The organism is Nitrospirota bacterium, from assembly GCA_030645475.1.
Taxonomy (GTDB): Bacteria; Nitrospirota; Nitrospiria; order Nitrospirales; family Nitrospiraceae; genus Palsa-1315.
Genome location: JAUSMA010000016.1, coordinates 18,221 through 32,126, shown reverse-complemented (window position 1 = coordinate 32,126; position 13,906 = coordinate 18,221). Strand labels below are relative to the sequence as shown.

The 13,906-nt window shown below is 57.8% G+C and carries 12 protein-coding genes; all 12 read right to left on the bottom strand.

All coding sequences use genetic code 11. The annotated features are described in order from the left end of the window. Positions 1-82: 82 nt before the first annotated feature. The 12 genes from Q7U76_04385 to Q7U76_04330 all read right to left on the bottom strand — a co-directional run bounded on the left by Q7U76_04385 (position 83) and on the right by Q7U76_04330 (position 13,844). Positions 83-1,498 carry a sigma-54 dependent transcriptional regulator gene (locus tag Q7U76_04385; GenBank protein MDO8355608.1) on the bottom strand — a complete coding sequence of 472 codons (1,416 nt, stop codon included), beginning with the start codon at positions 1,496-1,498 and terminating at the stop codon, positions 83-85. Further along, on the bottom strand, positions 1,477-3,507 hold the full coding sequence (locus tag Q7U76_04380; protein MDO8355607.1) for a cache domain-containing protein: 2,031 nt from the start codon (positions 3,505-3,507) through the stop codon (positions 1,477-1,479). Before Q7U76_04380 ends, Q7U76_04385 begins: the two co-directional genes overlap by 22 nt. Before the next feature lie 204 nt (positions 3,508-3,711). After that, a complete protein-coding gene (locus Q7U76_04375; GenBank protein ID MDO8355606.1) occupies positions 3,712-4,191 on the bottom strand; it encodes a DUF1566 domain-containing protein in 480 nt (159 codons plus the stop codon). 58 nt (positions 4,192-4,249) lie between these two features. Next, on the bottom strand, positions 4,250-4,993 hold the full coding sequence (locus tag Q7U76_04370; GenBank protein MDO8355605.1) for a zinc ribbon domain-containing protein: 744 nt from the start codon (positions 4,991-4,993) through the stop codon (positions 4,250-4,252). Between the two features lie 79 nt (positions 4,994-5,072). Beyond that, a protein-coding gene (locus Q7U76_04365) for an IS3 family transposase (GenBank protein ID MDO8355604.1) occupies positions 5,073-6,190 on the bottom strand; the annotation gives its coding sequence in 2 pieces (ribosomal slippage) (positions 5,073-5,938 and positions 5,938-6,190; 1,119 coding nt in all). Positions 6,191-6,409: 219 nt separating this feature from the next. Further along, positions 6,410-7,384, bottom strand: coding sequence for a site-2 protease family protein (locus Q7U76_04360; protein MDO8355603.1), 975 nt, complete (start codon positions 7,382-7,384; stop codon positions 6,410-6,412). A 213-nt stretch (positions 7,385-7,597) separates the two neighbouring features. Beyond that, positions 7,598-8,440 (bottom strand): MBL fold metallo-hydrolase, encoded by an 843-nt coding sequence (locus Q7U76_04355; GenBank protein ID MDO8355602.1) that lies wholly within the window; start codon positions 8,438-8,440, stop codon positions 7,598-7,600. A 57-nt stretch (positions 8,441-8,497) separates the two neighbouring features. Beyond that, positions 8,498-9,295 (bottom strand): hypothetical protein, encoded by a 798-nt coding sequence (locus Q7U76_04350; protein ID MDO8355601.1) that lies wholly within the window; start codon positions 9,293-9,295, stop codon positions 8,498-8,500. A 307-nt stretch (positions 9,296-9,602) separates the two neighbouring features. Further along, a complete protein-coding gene (locus tag Q7U76_04345) occupies positions 9,603-11,060 on the bottom strand; it encodes a pitrilysin family protein (GenBank protein ID MDO8355600.1) in 1,458 nt (485 codons plus the stop codon). Positions 11,061-11,074: 14 nt separating this feature from the next. Then, positions 11,075-12,640 carry a pitrilysin family protein gene (locus Q7U76_04340; GenBank protein ID MDO8355599.1) on the bottom strand — a complete coding sequence of 522 codons (1,566 nt, stop codon included), beginning with the start codon at positions 12,638-12,640 and terminating at the stop codon, positions 11,075-11,077. Next, the gene (locus Q7U76_04335; protein MDO8355598.1) at positions 12,637-13,287 is read right to left on the bottom strand and encodes an HAD-IA family hydrolase; all 651 of its coding nucleotides are present in this window, start codon (positions 13,285-13,287) and stop codon (positions 12,637-12,639) included. Before Q7U76_04335 ends, Q7U76_04340 begins: the two co-directional genes overlap by 4 nt. Beyond that, positions 13,284-13,844: a hypothetical protein gene (locus Q7U76_04330; GenBank protein MDO8355597.1), complete on the bottom strand. Its 561-nt coding sequence runs from the start codon at positions 13,842-13,844 to the stop codon at positions 13,284-13,286. The genes Q7U76_04335 and Q7U76_04330 overlap by 4 nt, the downstream gene beginning before the upstream one ends. Positions 13,845-13,906: the final 62 nt, after the last annotated feature.

Sequence of the window (13,906 nt, the reverse complement as noted above, 5' to 3'; positions counted from 1 at the left end):
ATAGAGCAAGTTCGGTGCCGAGATGGATTGGAAATCTAGAAGGGGAGAGAGGATTTACTGCTTCCGACAAGAATAATCGCGGTTACCGCGATTCCCCGAGCCCGTGTTTCTTGATCATGCGCTCAATAGTTTTCCGATCCACTCCGGCCTCCTGGGCCGCGCGTCCCTGCTGACCTCCATGCCGCTTCAGCAGGTCGACCAGAAAACTGCGTTCGAAGGTGCGAACGACGGCTTGCTTGGCCTCTTTGAACGAGGCGACATCTTGGTCAGCCACGTCTTCCCGGAAAGCCGCGCACAGTCGGTCCGGCAAATGCTCCACGCCGATCACGGGACCATCAGACAGCGCCGCCGCCCGCTCCACGACGTTCTGCAACTCCCTCACATTGCCCGGCCATGTGTACGCTCGTAACAGCGATAACGCGATCGGACCGAATTCCACCGTGTCGTCCGAGGCGCACATTTTCCGCTCCATAAAGCGCCGCAGAAATGCCTGCGCCAAGACTTCCACATCGCCCTTGCGCTCTCGAAGCGGCGGGAGCACGATCGGGATGACGTTGAGGCGATAAAATAAATCTTCCCTAAACAGGCCCTTCCGCCACGCTTCTTCGAGATCTCGATTAGACGCCGCGATTACCCGCACATCGATATCGGCATAGCGCGTCCCGCCGACCCTCCGGACATGGCGCTCCTGAAGGACCCGAAGGAGTCTCGACTGCAGCATCGGGCTCATCTCGCTGACTTCGTCGAGAAACACCGTGCCGCCGTTCGCCACTTCAAAGAGACCGGCCTTCGCCGCATGCGCCCCCGTGAAGGCCCCTTTCTCGTGCCCGAACAGTTCCGATTCCAACAAGGCATCGGGTAACGCCACACAGTCCACCGGCACAAAAGGCTCGGCCGCCCGGCTACTTTGGTCGTGAATCGCGCGAGCCGCCAATTCTTTTCCTGTTCCGCTCTCGCCGTAAATCAAAATGTTGGCGTCCGTATGAGCCACTTTTTTGATGAGGTCTTTCACCTCCCGGATGGCTTCGCTTTGCCCCAGCATGAGCCTGAGTGTCTGTTTCCCGACGCCGTCGGATAGGTCTGGCCGTCGATCGAGATCGTTCCAAGATGGAACGTGCGCTCCTGCCTGCTCCTTCCCTCTAAAAGCCCGTCGGGCTACGTCCTCCAGATCTATACTGGTATAGGGTTTCAGAATGTAATCCATCGCCCCTTGCCGCATCGCAGCCACGGCTGTCTGCACGGTGGCGTATGCGGTCAGCAGAACCACTTTGATGGTGGGATCGACTCGTTTCGCTTCCGCCAGCACGCCGATCCCGTCGAGCCCCGGCATGCGCAGGTCGGTGAGGACCAGTCCGGGCCGTTCCTGTTGAATCCGCTGTACCGCGCGAATCGGATCGTGCTCCGTCAAACACTCATATCCCAACCGGCTCAGAATGCGACGGCAATTATCCAGCGCGTCGACTTCGTCATCGACGATCAATATTTTTCCTGTCCCCATCCGGCCTCCTGAGGTACATCGGACGCGGTCTGTAGCGCAGGGAGGATTACCGACGCCACGGCGCCGACCTCGCCGTTCGCAACTTCCAAGCGCCCCCGATGATCAGACACAATACCATAGCTCAAAAACAGCCCCAGCCCCGTCCCTTGGCCGACATCCTTCGTCGTAAAGAACGGATCGAAGATGTGACCGAGAATTTCCTCCGGGATACCAGGTCCATTGTCGATCACTTTGACCCTGACCCACTCTTCCCCATCGCGTCGCAGCCGATCCGACTGAACCCTCACCACCCCTTCACGGTTGCATCCCCGCACGGCATCAATCGCATTGTTGAGGAGATTGAGGACGACCGTTTCCAGCCGATCCCGATCACCCATGATCGCCGGCACATCGGGGCACAAGGCAGATTCAAGGCGGACCCCCTGGGCGGCAGCCCGTTCCCGTGCCATGTCCACACAGGAACGGAGCACGCAGTTCAGATCGATCGGCTTCAGCGTCGTGGCGGAACCATGTGAGAGGGCCAACATGCTCCTGGTGATCCGGCTGATCCGTTCTGCTTGAGACCGGATCGCCAGGAGATCCCGCTGCACCTCTCCAGGCAGCTCCAGGTCAACCGCTTCCGCTTCGATACATTCAATCCGGTTGAGCATGATGCCCAAGGGATTGTTAATCTCATGGGCAATCCCGCTCGCCACCTTGCCCAGCGTCGCCAGGCGTTCGGAAAGATGGAGCTGTTTCATATGACGAGTGATCTCGGTGGTCTTTTCCTCGACCCGCCTGGTCAAATCGTTGTTCAACGATTCCATCTCGGCATGGGACGCGTTGAGCTTGTCCGCCATCCGATGCACGGCGGTTGCCAATTCTTCGAACTCGTCTCCCGTCCGAATGTCGAGCGGTCCCCCATAGGTTCCACGGCTGATCGCCTCGACCCCTGCCTGCAGAGTTTGGATCGGGCGGGCAATTCTGGCCGCCACATAGCGGCCGATGGCCCACAAGAGTCCGATCATGACGAAGCCGATGATGGCAAGATTGCGGAGCTGATCCCTGATCGGCGCGTAACTTTCAGCGGGCTGTTGCCGGACAAAGACGTGCCAGGTATCGCCAGGCATACCCAGACCCCGGACTGGCGCGAAGCCGACTACGGTGTCATGAGCGCCATGCCCATCGTCTTCGGCGATCCCCCACCCGGGGTCATCGGACACGATCATGGCCATAAGGGGCGCAGGAATGCGATGGGCCTGACGGGGAAGGATCGGACAGATGAGCGGCTGGCCATCGGCGCTGAACAGCATCGCATGGCCGGTCTGGCCGATGCGGATTTGATTGATCATCCCGAAGAGCGTATCGAACCGGTACGAAATCTTGATCGCACCGATCACGATACGTTGGTGGTCGTCGAAAATTGGCACAGCTACATCGATCGTCTCTTCAGGAGAACGAAAGGAACCGGCACGTCCCGGCGTGAGTCCGCTCAGATAGACCTGTTCACCGCCTCCATCCTGAATCGCCTTCCACCAAGGCTCCTCCCCAAAGAAATAGTGGTCTGGCTCCGATGTAGCTGCGACAAGCGCGCCATGCTGATCCGTAATGAGAATCCCGACCATCTTGTCCCCATCTCGCACTTTCGTCTCCAACAAAAATCGTGAGAGCTCGGTGTTCAAGAGACGGGCGGCCACGTTCGTGCCTTGCTCCCAGGCTCGGGCACGATCTTGGATTTGAGCGATGGCCTTAGAATGCTCTCCGGGATAGGAACGATTGGCGAGCTCTACCGGCTGACGAACCCGCAACGGCGCCGAGGCCAAGAGGCGAACCCGCTGGATTTCCCCTTGCACCAACATCGTGACGCGATCCGCCGCCTGCGCCGCAATCGTTTGAAAGTTCCCACCGATCACGTCGCGAAGCGATCGCATGCCCGATACATAGGCGAGAATAAGGCAGGTCAGCAGCGGAATGCAGCCGACCACAACAATGGCCAGTACGATGCGGCCTCTGATTGTATGAATCCTCACTCGGCTCCTTTCGGCAAGGAACACATTCTACGCAACGGCGGACGGAAATCGCTAGCCTCTCAAAAGCAGGGCCCACGATCATAGAACTGGGCCAGAAATAATTAGGAAATGAGGGGAGATAAGAGAGAAGAGACTTACCGAACAGAGTCAAATGTCGAGCCTGCACAGGACTCTGTTTATTAAAGAGGGTCGGCTGAGGACTGTTTACTTGCGTGGCTCACCCAGCAGGCACCACAAACGCCTGGTTCCTGATTTCTGATCGGTCACCGGTTCACCGCTAAAAAAGCTGATCTGCCAGGACACCATGTCGTCGGTGGGGTGCGGCGTCGCCGTCCAATAGATCTCCGACTTGATGTTGGAGAAGGGATGGCCGGCCGGCAACGCCGGGTCATGTTGAGAGGCATCGATCAAGGTCTTGAGTTCGTCCACAGACGGTGCGCGCCAGCCCTTCTGCCCTCCGACTTCTTTCGTTGCACAACGAGCCACCGACGCCCCCCACACATCGTGCTCCCGATCTGGCTCCTGCTCCCAGATTAAACCCGTACTGTTGTCCTTCACGGCGGCACCATGTAAGACCAACGTGAATCGAGAAGAAACAGTGGAGTCGGCTGCGATGACGTAACTGGCCAACAGCATCATGCCCAATACGATGAGACAAGCTCGAATGGCTCTCAGGCTTTGCATGTTCGTACCTCCTGATCGAGGTCTATGGTAAGAGAGTTTCTGCGGGCGCGCAAGCTGGTTACGGTGAGAGCCTGCGGTAATGCTTCAGAAGAAGCAGCCCGCCCCATGCGAACGAGACCAGCATCAGGAGAATGCCGACGTGGTAGGCGAGGTGAGCCAGACGATGGTCATACTCCAACCAGCCCAACATCGTCAGGATATTGTTCCAGTCGTGCCCGTCCGTTTCTTTTCCCGTCACGCCGCCAAGGAGCATGAGATCCAGGGCCCGCGCATCGTTGATGTAGGGGGCGATATCCATGAAGCTTTCCGCCATCCACCACAGCGCCACTACCCCGCCGAAGGGATCGCGCGTCTTGATGAGAAAGGTACCAAGACAAACGAGCGGCATCAGGATCTGGCCGAGACTTCCTCCCAGAATCATCATGAACCGCCCCAGAGGGATAAACAGAAGATGGCCTGCTTCGTGGAACGGCAGATTGATCAGATGGAGGAACGACTCCCCTGTGTAGTTGGTTTCGAGCGGCGTGACGATGAAGGCTCGCCCCCACCAGAGCAACAACAGAAATACCGCAATTCGTCCAGCGAACGTGATCGAGTCGGTCGGTGTATCCGATTCAATAAGCCATTCTTTGGCAAAGGCCACCCAGCGAGAGCGGTCCCTCAGCAGAGGCTGTCGCTGTAATGGGGCAAGCGGACGATACTTCGCAAAGATGATTCCGCACTTCACACATTCTGTCGCTCCATCTGGCCGATCAGCCTGACACTTGGGACAAGACAGCATGGAGGTCTCTATGAATGCCATAGGCACACTGTAGGACCGCCCAGGTATTCGGACAAGAAAATCTCAGGATTCATCCAAGCCACTGGCGTAAGCTCCCCCGTCAAGGAGACAGTGGTAAAGGAGAATTTCTGGCTTTAAGTTGGGCCCGATAGAGGGCGGGCGGTACGCCCGCCAACGACTCATGGGGCCGCTCTTCGTTATACTGCTGCAACCATTCGGCAGTGATCTCCCGTACCTGCTCCAACGACTCAAACACATAGGCATTGAGCACTTCGGTGCGATAGGTTCGATTGTCGCGCTCGATCAAGGCATTCTGATCGGGCTTCCCCGGCTGAATATGTCGCACCTCAATCGTGCGTTCGGCACACCAGGCCATGAAGCGCTCGGCGATGAACTCCGGACCATTGTCGAGCCGAATGGCCTTCGGCTGGCCGCGCCAGGCCACCACTTGCTCCAGCACACGGATTACGCGCTCCGCCGGCAAAGACGTATCCACTTCGATGGCCAAGGCCTCTCGCACGCCTTCATCTAGAATATTGAGGGTCCGAAACCGTCGACCGCCGTACAAGCTATCACTCATGAAATCCAGCGCCCAGACCACGTTCGGTGCCGGGACCACTTCCAGGGGCTGCCGCGGCCGAACGGGGAACCGTCGCTTCGTCCGGCGGGGCAGATTCAGCCGCAGATGGCAATACACGCGCCAGAGCCGTTTGTGATTCCACCGATGGCCCGTGTTCCGCAACCGATCCACATATTTCCAGAACCCCCAGCGGGGCTGCGTCTCACCCAGCATCGTCAGCGCCGCAATAACCGGGGCGTCGCGCTGGACCCAATTGACGATCGGCCGATAGTACGTGGCTCGACTGAGGCCGACGGCCTGACACGCCCGCTGAACCGGAAGGCCGGATTGAGTCACCAGATGGGTGGCGACCTCCCGCCGTGCAGCAGGCGTTAGAGTTTTTTTGCGATAACATCTTTCAGCGCGGCATTCTCCAACGCCATGTCCGCATAGAGACGTTTCAGCTTGCTGTTCTCCTGCTCCAGCTCCTTGAGCCGCTGGATGTCCGAGGCCTCCAGTCCCCCATATTTGGCTTTCCACTTGTAGTAGGTGGCCGAACTGATGCCGTAGCTCCGCCAGATCTCATTGACGGGTCGGCCGGCATCGGCCTCCTTCAGAATCGACACAATTTGGGTCTCGGTGAACTTCGACTGACGCATGGGAACCTCCTGGCTAGCGTGGCTATTGTGCCAGAAAGTTCTCCTTTGAAACCGTCTCAGATTAGGGGGAGCTTACGCTGGCTGGCGTCTGGACGCAGGATGCTCAAACCGGCCGTCAGCAAGGCCGCAGCCGATGGAAGCACCGGAGGCGTAGCCCCTGGCTACGTTGAGGATGCTTTCGAGGCGAGAACGAAGCTGGCGACCGGTTTCAGCATCCTGCTAATGAAAAGAAAATGGGATGGGGGCAAAGGTGAGGATAAACACGGCAAGCGCGATCCATCCAACCACAACCCGCCCACGGCCGAGCGGCACGTGAGGGTCGAGCACCGGCGGATGGCCAAGACCCCAGATTCCCGACATGAACGCCCAGAGCCACCAGCCAGGCCAGCCCACGAATCCCAGCATGATCAACAGCGGCACCATGGCAAAGGCGATCGTGCGTTGGCGGGAGCCCCATAGGGCGTACGCCACATGCCCGCCGTCGAGTTGGCCGATGGGAATCAGATTCAGCGATGTCACAAATAGACCGAACCAAGCGGCAAAACCAATCGGGTGCAAGACGATGTCGGCCTGAGGAGGAAGCGATCCGACGACCAGCCAGGAGATGAACTGCAAGAGCAGGGGTTCGCCCAACTGCAATCCGTAGGTCGCCGTTCGATCCACCACCGTCGACAGGTTCAGGCCGATGACCAACGCCACGACTGCAACAACAAAGCCGGCCAGCGGGCCAGCCACACCGATGTCGAACAATGCACGCCGATTCATGATCGGCCCGCGAAGACGGATGATGGCGCCAAATGTCCCGATGAAATGGGGAGGACCGGGAATGAACAGCGGCAATGAAGCCGGCACGCCGTGGATGCGGGAGAGCACATAGTGACCGCATTCATGGGTCACCAGAATCCCCAACAACGTGGCGGCAAAGGGAATTCCGCGCCAAAGCGTCTCGAAATGTTCGAGGAGAAAGTCTACAGGCCCATGGATCGGCCCCTTATAGGCCTGATAGGCTCCGGCCCAGAGCGTGGTAAAAATCGTCGCAACAAGGAGGCTGAGGGGCAGGATCCATTTCGAGAAGGACGTCTCCTCGAATTCGTCGTCCGCGGAATGATCATTGAGATCTTCAGAATCTACCGCCGCAGCCGGCAGTGGTCCGACGCGGATCGGTTGGTCGTCGCTCCGCTCATCGAGGCTCATAAGATATTCTTCTCACAGGTTGTCGCGAAGCTATCACAACACGGTGAAAATTCCGTGACCCGTACGTTTAGGACAATAGGAGAACCGTGTCAGGATGCTCAAACAGTCCGTCCAGCAAGGCCGCAGCAAGCGAAGAGGCGAGGCGTACCCTTGCGGTACGTTGAGCCTCTGAGCGATGCGAGAACGCAGCTGGCGGGCTGTTTCAGCATCCTGCTAGTGATCCAATGCGAAGGGATTATGATCAAGCTCTTCCCGAACCGTCGTCCCCGGTCCGTGGCCAGGCAGCAATCGATATTCAGGCGGTAACCCGAGGACCTTGGTCCTGACCGACCCCAGATGGGTCTGGTACAGTGCACTGGGATTCGAACGGCCAATGGATCCCGCAAACAGGGTATCGCCGACGAAACAGACGTGCAGGGACTCAGCCTCCACTCGATAACAGATCCCGCCAGGGGTATGGCCAGGCGTCGCCAGACATTGCACACGCAAACGTCCAACGGCAATTGTTTGGCCATCCTCCGGCGCTTTGAGCTGATCGGCGGGCGGACGCCAACTCAGGAGTTCGACATCCTCCGATCCGAGATACACCGGCGCCTCACGATACTTCAAAATCTGATCGATCCCATCGGCATGGTCTGCATGACCATGCGTCAGACAGATCCCGACCAGACGCAGATGGTGCTTTGATAATACATCGATCATCGCCGACGCATTGTAGGCGGTGTCGATCAACAGCGCCTCTCCGCCGTCATAGACCACATAACCCTGCACACCATACCCGTTGATCGAGCCCCGTACGGCCTCCACCCAAGAGATCGGAGACGCAACCGACGGCTCCCATTGGTCAATCGCAATCTGCTCCAACGGCCCGGGACGAAGTCCCAACGCCTTCGCCAGGGCCCGCACCTCGGCGCGATCGCGCGGAGGATCGCCGCGCTCCAGCGCAGTGATGTCTCCGCCAGGCAATCCAGTAGTCCGGGAGATCTCGGCGACCGACAGCCCCTGCCCCATCCGCGCCTTCTTAATGATGTCTGAAAATTCGTCCTCAAGCGGCATGCGATAAATCCTTAGCTATCAGCAGTCAGCTCTCAGCCATCAGCTTCAGCGAGTCCTTCACGTTCCGACACATCTTCGACATATCGATGGGCGAGCTCCTCTTACTGCATCTACCCATGGAGTTATTTTATTTCTAAAGTGCTCGTCATTCCCCGACAACTTGATCAAGTGGTCTACCCAATCCTTAATGTCTGCAGGGGCATTCTGATTAAAAGAAAAGATACTGCGCAAGCGATCAAAATCCTTTTGAGGCTTAACAAACTTTAATCCCCTCTCATTAGTAACGTCGATCAGTCTTTCCTTTTCAACCCCTGCCTCCGTGATAAGAGATGCGTCAATGTACGTCCCCATGGGTAAACCTTTGAGAGCCTTGTCCATTTCAACGATCGCCAAACCGCCGACCAAGCTGAAGTTAGAGAAAGTGTTGTCTATCGATTGCTGTATCTCACTGCAGATCATCCCGTAATAAGAGCCTCTTCTTACCAGGGCTCGACTTAGAGTTGGCATCAATTTGTAACCCTCGGAAGCCTTCGCCTTGACCTTATTAAATTGGCTACCATTAAGAACTTGATACTGGACCTTCAGCATCAGCTCAACAAATTTTCCTGCACAATTTTCGATCAATTCATTCTTCTGGGCGATCACGAGGGAGTCTGCGTACATATGGACGAATAGATTCGTTTTGTCTGCCCCAAAGGTATTCTCAATTTCCGCACGTACTACACCAACAACTCGCGAAATCCTCTCTATTTGTTCCGTTAATTCACTGTTTTCATAAAAGCGCGTCGTTCCGGTCAAATCAAGATAGGCAAGAAGAGACTTCTCCTCGCTTATATACTTGCAACTGAGCGTCATGCTGTAGGCTTTCCGAAGTGTGGAACCGCTTCCTTAACTCTTGATCACTACTTCTCCGGATAGAGGGTCTGGTCAAACATCCCTGTGGACGTCTAGCAAGCCATTTTTAAAGGGCGAGCTGCGCGACACAAGCCTCGACTAAACCATCCGCTACTCCTTCTCCTCTCCACCAAAGCTCCGAAGGCGTTATTCCCCAGGGCGAGTGGCCTGTTGATCTCCCACTGCGCGCGTCCAACGAGGGCCTTCTCAGGCCGCGCGTTGCGCGAGCACAGGAGATCAGCGGGCCACCCGCCACTCTTCTCTCAGCCTACGGAGCCACCTTCACTTCTTTGACTTCCCCGAATCCCGACAGCAGCTTCGGCAGGGCCTCGCCTGCCCCGACTGCGACAATCGTCAATCGTTCTGGGTGGAAATGCTTCTTTGAGGCAGCCAGGATTTCCTCTTTCGTCAAGGCCACCACGCGGGCCCGCAACTGCTGCAGAAAATCCTTGGGGAGCCCATCGTATTCCAGCTCAACCAACCGCCCGACGATCGCCGACGAACTGGCAAAGGAGAATACAAACGAGTTCACATAGGCCTCTTTCGCTTCCGCCAATTCGCTGTCCGTCACCAACTCGGTCCTCATCCGCTCCATGTTCGCAATAAACCGCGCGATGACCTCTTGCGTCGATGGCAGCTTCGTCTCGGCGCGCATCAACCAGACCCCTTGATCGTGCACTCCGGTGTTCAACCGGCTGCCGACCGAATAGGCCAAGCCCCGCTTGGTCCGCACGTCGTTGAAGAGCCGGCTGCGGAAGGAACTGCCCCCCAGAATGTCGTTGGCAATCGCCAAGGACACATAGTCAGGATCCTGCTCCTTGATCGACAGATGGCCGACGCGCAGATGCGTTTGCGACGTATCCTTGTTGACGAACCGGACGACGGGCTTTGGCGTCTGGCTCTGGGGCACCTCGGCAATCGTCAGCACCGGCACCTCGCCTTTCTTCCAATCGCCGAATATCTCTCGGAGCAGGGCCAGCATCGCGGTCTTCTCAAAATCTCCCGTCACCCCCACCATCATGCCGTTCGGATGGACGGTCTTCTTGTGAAAGGCGATCAAGTCCTCTCTGGTGATGCGGGTGACGGACTCGATGCTGCTTTCACGCGCAGTCGGATGATCTGCCCCATACAGCAGCTTCACGAACTCGCGGCCGACGATGGAGCCGGGATTGTCTTGCCTGCGGCGAATCCCTTCGATGGACTGCAGCTTGGCCAGTTCAACCTTCGCCGGCTCAAAAGCCGGCGTCCGAATCAGCCCGGCAAAAATCTGAAGCCCCCGCTTCAAGTCTTTGCTCAGGACATCGAGCGACGCAGAACCGGATTGCCGTCCAATGGAAATACCGACGTCTCCGGCGAACTGCTCCAACTCCTCGTCCACTTGCTCCGCCGAGAGACCGCCACCCCCTCCGGTCCGCATGATGGAACCGGTGAGCGACGCCAGGCCGACTTTATCCGCCGGATCGAGCCAGCCGCCCGTCCGCATGGTCGCGGTGATGCTGACCAACGGCAGCTCATGGTCCTCCAGGAGATAGACCACCATGCCGTTTTCAAGCACCACGCGATCCGGTTCGGGAGGAGTGAACTCAACCGGCTTGAACGTCATCTGCCGAGGATCGCCCAACGCCAGATTTTCGGCACAGGCGGTCAACACCGGAACGATGAGGGCGATGACCATCGCGGTCAGAATAAAGCATCCCCGTTTTACATTTCGCGTTTCACGTTTCACGTCCCTCATCCCCCTCATCGCGCCACCTCATGCTGCGCCGCCGCGACGTTTTTTCCGCCGGCTTTCTTCACCAATGTGGCCACCGTACGGTTCGACTTCGTGAAGTACTCAACGGCTACACGCTGGATATCCGCCGTCGTCACTGCGGCAATTTTATCCCGGGCCTTCAGCGCATAGCGCCAGTCTTCTGCCACCGTCTGATAGAGCGCCAGCTGAGACGCCAGCCCTCCGTTGGATCGAAGCGCCCGCACTAAATCCGCATCGAGGTTATTCAGCACCTTTTCGAGTTCCCTGGCGGAGACCGGCTCCGTCTTGAGCCGTTCGAGTTCGGCATAGATGGCCGCCTCGATTTCTGCCGTCGTATGGGGCGCCAGCGGTGTGGCATTGAGAACGAACAGGTTCGGGGAACGGACCCCCGGATAATTCGCATCGGAGTTCACCGAGGCGGCGATCCGCTTCTCGCGGACCAGATTGGCATAGAGCCGGGACGTAAGTCCGTCGGTCAGCACCGCGTCGATCACGTCGAAGACATAGTCATCGGGATGGCCTAACGCCGGCTTGTGAAATCCGATGGCCAGAGAGGGTTCGGCATCGAACTCCACCTCCACGCGGCGCTCCCCCCGTTGAGGCGGCTCGGCAGTGACCATGGGAGGCTGCGGAGGCGCGGCCGGTATCTTCCCGAACGTCTGCTCGATCAGGGCCATGACTTCTTTCGGATTGATATCGCCCACGATCGCAATCGTCGCGTTATCGGGGCCGTAGTGGGCCTTGAAAAAGGCTTCGGTGTCGGCGGGCGTCAGGGACAGGATGTCGGACTCCCAGCCGATCGTCGGAATCCCATATTGATGGGCTCGGAAGGCTGCCGAGGTGAAGGTTTCGAACAACAGTCCGTTCGCACTATCGTCGTTCCGTAACCGCCGCTCCTCCATGACTACGCCGCGTTCCTTGTAGAATTCACGGAGGACGGGATGCGCCATGCGATCGGCTTCGAGCGCCGCCCAGAGGGGCAGACGATTAGCAGGGAGACTGATCGTATAACGAGTCATGTCTTTGCCGGTCGCGGCATTGAGCCCAACCCCTCCATGACGTTGGTAGAGCAGGGCCATCTCATTCCCTGCGACGAACTGCCCCGCTTTTTCTTGCAGCTCGGTGAATCGCTTCTGCAACCCCTCGATCGCTGTTCGCTCCTCGGGGCTGGCTGATTTCCCGACATTCTTCCGTGCAAATTCACGTTGCCGCTGTTCCAACTCGGTTCCCACCCGAAACAACTCCTCGAGAATCGGCCGCTCTTTCTCGTAGTCTTTCGTCCCGACCGTCCTCGTGCCCTTGAAGGCCATATGTTCATAGAGGTGCGCCAGGCCTGTTTGCCCCACCTGCTCGTTCACCCCCCCGACTCTGAATGTCATGTTGAGCGACACCACCGGCGTTTGATGCCGTTCGACCATGAGCACCGTCAATCCGTTCGCCAACTTCTGCTCCACCACACGATCCGCCAGACCGGGCGAAGCGGCATGCGACAGGTCGAAGCTGACAGCGAGCGCGAGCAGCAGCATCGTGAAACGTGAAACGTGAGTCATCATATGAATAGCTCCATGAGTTGTTCCGGTCGTTCGATAAACCAGTCCGGCTGACAGGCTTCCATCTTGGCGCGATTCCCCATCCCGTATCCGACGGCACAGACGCGAATTCCGGCGTTATGCCCGCCGTTGATATCGTTGGTGCTATCTCCGATGAGCACGGTCTGCTCGGGCAATACATTCAGTTCTTTCATGACATGCAACAGCATACCCGGTTCCGGCTTCAAGCCGAACCCGTGATCGCCTCCGACGACATATTGAAAATGGTCGGCTCCTAACCCTTGAAGAATCACATTCGTATACTCGATCGCTTTGTTGGTCGCCACAGCCTTCCGCTTGCCGGCAAAATGCGTCAGCATCTCCCCAATGCCGGGATAGAAGGTCGTCCGATCGAGGCAATGGGCCAGGTACTGGCCTCTGAACACCCGCAAGGCTTCCTCGAAGGTGACACGGCTGTTGTCGCCCACCGACAGACGCAGCAATTGTTTCACCCCATCCCCCACAAACCCGAAGATTTCTTCGAGTGGCCGCTGCGGCAGTCCCAGCTCGCCCAAGGTTAGGTTGACCGACGTGGCAATATCCCACTTGGACTCGATGAGCGTCCCATCCAAATCAAAAATCAACAATTCGACTGAGGTCTTTCCCATCATTTTACCTTTCGTAACTCCTCCTGCAACGACGCAAGTCGGGCTCGCTTCGCCTGGTCGGTTTCCTTGATCCAGGCTTCGCGCACGACGTTCACCATCCGCTTCTGCCCGATATGGGGGGGCAACATCGGCTCGACAATCCTCCATCGATTGTTGACCGCTTTCACGCGAAACCGGACCTCTTCTGTCACGGCCCCCTGCACAAAACCGGCGGTTTCCAAGTACACCGAGCCGATGACCTGAAAGGTGACCGGAATCACGACTTCCAGCCGATCGATCACCTCCCATTGGCGATAATGCTCCGCCACCACAAAACCCTGCGTCACGACGACATGTCCCCACGTGGGCTCTTCATGCCAACCCGTGTACGATGCGACCGTTTCGACCGACAGGGCGTCGAGCCGCGCCCCCTTATAATCGAGCGACAGATACCGCTTCACCACCTCTGACGGTGAATGGTCGAGGGATCCGCTCTGCGCAAGCCCCTCCCCGGCCGACAACAGCAGCGCCAGTAACGGATAGAGAAACAATATGAACCGGCCGACTCTATTGGCTGTCATCGTGTGCGCTTCACTTTCAATCTATACCCCGCCAAAGAAACCGGGTGCACCACCCAACTGTT

Coding starts and splice junctions, on each gene's coding strand:
- Q7U76_04370 (MDO8355605.1), bottom strand. CDS start 4,993: ATGGCATTCATAGAGACCTCCATGCTGTCTTGTCCCAAGTGTCAGGCT.
- Q7U76_04330 (MDO8355597.1), bottom strand. CDS start 13,844: ATGACAGCCAATAGAGTCGGCCGGTTCATATTGTTTCTCTATCCGTTA.
- Q7U76_04340 (MDO8355599.1), bottom strand. CDS start 12,640: ATGATGACTCACGTTTCACGTTTCACGATGCTGCTGCTCGCGCTCGCT.
- Q7U76_04360 (MDO8355603.1), bottom strand. CDS start 7,384: ATGAGCCTCGATGAGCGGAGCGACGACCAACCGATCCGCGTCGGACCA.
- Q7U76_04385 (MDO8355608.1), bottom strand. CDS start 1,498: ATGGGGACAGGAAAAATATTGATCGTCGATGACGAAGTCGACGCGCTG.
- Q7U76_04335 (MDO8355598.1), bottom strand. CDS start 13,287: ATGATGGGAAAGACCTCAGTCGAATTGTTGATTTTTGATTTGGATGGG.
- Q7U76_04355 (MDO8355602.1), bottom strand. CDS start 8,440: ATGCCGCTTGAGGACGAATTTTCAGACATCATTAAGAAGGCGCGGATG.
- Q7U76_04350 (MDO8355601.1), bottom strand. CDS start 9,295: ATGACGCTCAGTTGCAAGTATATAAGCGAGGAGAAGTCTCTTCTTGCC.
- Q7U76_04375 (MDO8355606.1), bottom strand. CDS start 4,191: ATGCAAAGCCTGAGAGCCATTCGAGCTTGTCTCATCGTATTGGGCATG.